The 3,869-nt window shown below is 70.5% G+C and carries 3 protein-coding genes and 1 pseudogene; 2 read left to right on the top strand and 2 right to left on the bottom strand.

Going from position 1 to position 3,869, the window contains the following annotated elements:
- The first annotated feature begins 287 nt into the window (after window positions 1–287).
- Window positions 288–1,367 carry a glycosyltransferase family 2 protein gene (locus G3N96_RS37775; RefSeq protein WP_206140393.1) on the top strand — a complete coding sequence of 360 codons (1,080 nt, stop codon included), beginning with the start codon at window positions 288–290 and terminating at the stop codon, window positions 1,365–1,367.
- A 15-nt stretch (window positions 1,368–1,382) separates the two neighbouring features.
- Window positions 1,383–2,636, top strand: coding sequence for a glycosyltransferase family 87 protein (locus tag G3N96_RS37780; RefSeq protein ID WP_206140394.1), 1,254 nt, complete (start codon window positions 1,383–1,385; stop codon window positions 2,634–2,636).
- On the opposite strand, the gene G3N96_RS37785 is transcribed toward G3N96_RS37780, so the two are convergent.
- Together G3N96_RS37785 and G3N96_RS37790 are read right to left on the bottom strand one after the other, a co-directional pair.
- Window positions 2,609–3,649, bottom strand: a complete 1,041-nt coding sequence (locus G3N96_RS37785) for a TadG family pilus assembly protein (protein ID WP_206140395.1) — start codon at window positions 3,647–3,649, stop codon at window positions 2,609–2,611. The genes G3N96_RS37780 and G3N96_RS37785 overlap by 28 nt on opposite strands.
- Window positions 3,642–3,869 (bottom strand): annotated as a pseudogene (locus tag G3N96_RS37790) (pilus assembly protein); the annotation flags it as partial. The gene G3N96_RS37785 and the pseudogene G3N96_RS37790, both read right to left, overlap by 8 nt.

A 3,869-nucleotide genomic window follows, 5' to 3' on the forward strand; every position in this document is an offset into this window, starting at 1 on the left:
TTCGCGCCCCTTGAGCCGGTCGCCGCGCGTCGCGCCGGCACCCTGCCCGGGCCGCGGACGCGCGCGGAAATCGCGCACCGGGTCGCGCTCGCGAGGCACGACGCCACCGGCCTCAACGTCCGGCCAGTCGACCTGACGTCCGCGCGCGCATTGCCGCGCCGTCATCAATTCGTGTTACGAATCCCCGATTCCCTGCCTACAATGTTCGGAACGCCAGTCGTCCGGCCTGCCGCCGGCGACGACCGGATCCATACGGCGCAGCGCAGGCCGGATCTCTCGGGGGACGTATGTCCGCGCATGCCAGAAAACCGCTGGTCTCGCTCGTCGTGCCGTTCCATGACGAGGACGAAGCCATCGACGCGTTCTTTGCCGCGACGCTGCCGATCCTCGAATCGGTCGAGTCGGTCCGTTTCGAGATCGTCTGCATCAACGACGGCAGCCGCGACGACACGCTCGGCAGGCTGATCGATGTCGCGGCCGGCGACCCGCGCGTGCGCATCGTCGATCTCACCCGGCGCTTCGGCAAGGAAGCCGCGCTCACCGCCGGCATCGACGAAGCCGCCGGCTCCGCCGTGATCCTGATCGACGCCGACCTGCAGGATCCGCCCGCGCTGATCCCCGCGATGGTCGAACGCTGGCTCGCCGGCGCCGAGGTCGTCGCCGCGAAGCGCACCGACCGCAGGTGCGACCCGCTGATGCAGCGCGTCGCCGCCGCGCTTTACTACCGCGTGCACAACCACCTCTCCGAAGTCGAGATGCCCGAGAACGTCGGCGATTTCCGCCTGATGGATCGCCAGGTCGTCGACGCGCTGCGCGCGCTGCCCGAGCGGCGGCGCTTCATGAAAGGCCTGTTCGCGTGGGTCGGCTATCGCATCGAGCTCATCGAATACACCCGCGCGCCGCGCAGCGGCGGCCGCTCCAAATTCTCCGGCTGGCGCCGCTGGAACTTCGCGCTCGAAGGCATCACCAGCTTCAGCACCGTGCCGCTGCGCGTGTGGACCTACATCGGCCTCGCGTTCGCCGCGCTGTCGTTCGTCTACGGCGCGTTCATCGTCATGCGCACGCTGCTGTTCGGCAACCCCGTGCACGGCTATGCGTCGCTGATCTCCGTGATGCTGTTCGTCGGCGGCATCCAGCTGATCGGCATCGGCGTGATCGGCGAATACCTCGGCCGCATCTATCACGAGTCCAAGCAGCGACCGGTCTATCTCGTGCGGCGGCGCTACCGCGCGCAGCGGGACGCCGCCGCGCATCCGGCGTCGCAGCTGCTGCAATTTCCGCTCAAGCGCACGCATGCGGCCCGCCGCCGAGCGGCGCAGCCCGCCGCGACCGGCCACGGCGCCGCGCGGAAAGCGTCCGCCAAGTAACCGCGCGCACGACGCATGGACCTCCCCCGACAAGCGATACGAGCGGCGGACCCTGCCGTCCGCGCATGGCTGACACCCCGGCGCGTCGTGGCGTACAGCGCGGTCGCGCTCGCGTGCTACGCGCTGTTCGTCGCGATCTGGATCGCCGTCGTCCGTCACGCGCCCGCCGCCGCGCCGTCGCGCCCGGGCCCCGACTACGCGGTGTTCTGGTCGGCGTCGTACATGATGCTGCATGGCTCGCCGTGGCAAGCGTACGATCTGCCGACCTTCTCGCGGCTGGCGGCCGACCTGTTCCCGCAGTTCCGCCGCGAAGACCTCGTCGCGTGGCTGTACCCGCCCACCAACCTGCTGCTCGTGACGCCGCTGGCGCTGCTGCCGTACGCAGTCGGCTACCCGCTGTTCGTCGCGTTCGGCGTCGTCGTGTTCGGATTCGCCGTGTCGCGCGTATCCGGGCTCGGCGCGCTCCCCGGCTTGCGGCGCGTCGGCGCGTTCGCGCTGCTCGCCGCCCCGTGCGTGTTCGTCACCGGGATGTTCGGGCAGAACGCGTTCCTCACCGCGTCGTGCGCGGCGCTGGCCGTCTGCTGGGCCGACCGTCGGCCGATGTGGGCCGGGCTCTGCATCGGCCTGCTGTCGGCCAAGCCGCAGATGGCGCTGCTGTTCCCGTTCGTGCTGGTCGCCACGCGCGCCTGGCGCACGATCGCGGCGGCCGCGCTCGCCACCGCCGCGTTCACCGCGTTGAGCGTCCTGATCTGCGGCGTCGAATCGCTGCGCCTGTTCGTCGCCGGCACGGCGCTCGCGCGCACGCTCCTCCTCGAGCAAGGCATCGTGTTCTGGCTAGCATCGCCGGCGCCGTTCGCCGCGTTCCGTCTCGCGGGCCTGCCGCCTGGCGCCGCGTATGCCGCGCAAGCGTGCATCGCGGCGCTGGCGATCGCCGCCGCCTGCATCGTATGGACGCGGTCACGCGACGTCCGCTTGCGCGCGGCGGTGCTGGCCGTCGCCACGCTCGCGGCGAACCCGTACGTGTGGCACTACGAACTCGCCTGGCTCGGCATCGCGATCGCGTGCCTGCTGGCGATCGGCTGGCAGGACGGCTGGCTGCGCGGCGAGCAGACCGCGATCGCGCTCATGTGGCTGCTGCCGGCCGTCGAATACCTGAACCCGTGGCTGCAAGGGCCGCAGGTCGGCCCGGTCGTGACGCTGTTCGCGCTCCTCGTGCTGCTGCGCCGCGCCGGCCCGGGGGCTCAGAACGCGAGCCGCGGCGGCACGTAGATGCCGTAGTACGGCCCGACGCCGGTCGCGACGCCGGTCATCTTCACGCCGGCGACGAAATGGCCCTGGATGTACTTGTATGTGCCGCCCAGCGACACGTCGATATGGAACGGCGCGAACGCGACGATCGGCACGGTGGTGCTGGTCGCGGTCTGCGTGACGACCGGCAGCACCACCGTCGCGCCGACCGGCACCGACGTATAGAGCGTCGCCTTCACGCCGGTCGCGAGATTGATGGTGTCGCCGATGTTGAGCGTCGTCGGATTGCCGGTTGTCATCAGGCCGCCCATCGTCGTCGTGTCGGTCGCGCTCGACTGGAACGACGTCCATTGCCCGCCCATGCACAGCAGGCCGTAGATCTGGCCGTTCGTGATCGAGAATTCGAACGGCTGGCCCGTCAGCGGATTGATCAGCGGCTGGTTGGTCGACGCGTTCCAGTACAGGTTGTACACGCACTGGTCGATCGCGACCGGAAACAGCCCGCCTGCCCCGACCCCGCCCGGCGCCGCCAGCACCGCCACGGCGGTCGCGCTGTCGGATGCGCCGGGGATCCCCAGCAGCCCGCCGAGCAGCAGCGGAATCGAGCCGCCGTTCACGCCGGGCGCGCGCGACACGGTGACCTGCACCGCCGGGACGTCGTACTGGCCGGGCGTGATGGTCGTCGGCTGCATGGAGGCGGGGTTGCGCGTCACGTTCCAGTATCCGGTGGTCACCGTGCCGGTCGACAGCGCCGCGCCGGCCGCCGAGTGCTTCGCGATCACCCCATTCGCGGCCGGCGCGGCCTGCGACCAGTTCACCGCGCCGCCGCTCGGCGACATCATCGCATCGGCCCCCGCGAGCGCGGCCGCGTCGGCCGCGTTCTGCAACTGGTTGTTCACCGTGACCACCCACGCGATGTCGATCGCCAGCGCGCCGAACGACAGCAGCGGGATCAGGAACAGCAGGAAGAACAGCGCGACCGAACCGCGCTGCCGTTCGGCGTCGACGGGTGGCGTGGCGGTCACGTCATTCATAGAGCATCACCGACGTCGCCGAGACCGTCACCGGGCCGGTCAGCGCACTGAACGCGGAGCCCAGCACGAGCCCCGAATACGTGTAGGTCACCGTCACCGTCAGCGCGGTGCCCGACGTCGTGCCGTTCGCCTGCGTCACGGTCACCGCCGGTGTCGTCGCGGTGCCGCCGGTGATCAGGCTGTTCTGCATCGCGGTCTGCGCGATGTTGGCGATCTGCGT

This window comes from Burkholderia sp. Se-20373, assembly GCF_017104705.1.
Taxonomy (GTDB): Bacteria; Pseudomonadota; Gammaproteobacteria; order Burkholderiales; family Burkholderiaceae; genus Burkholderia.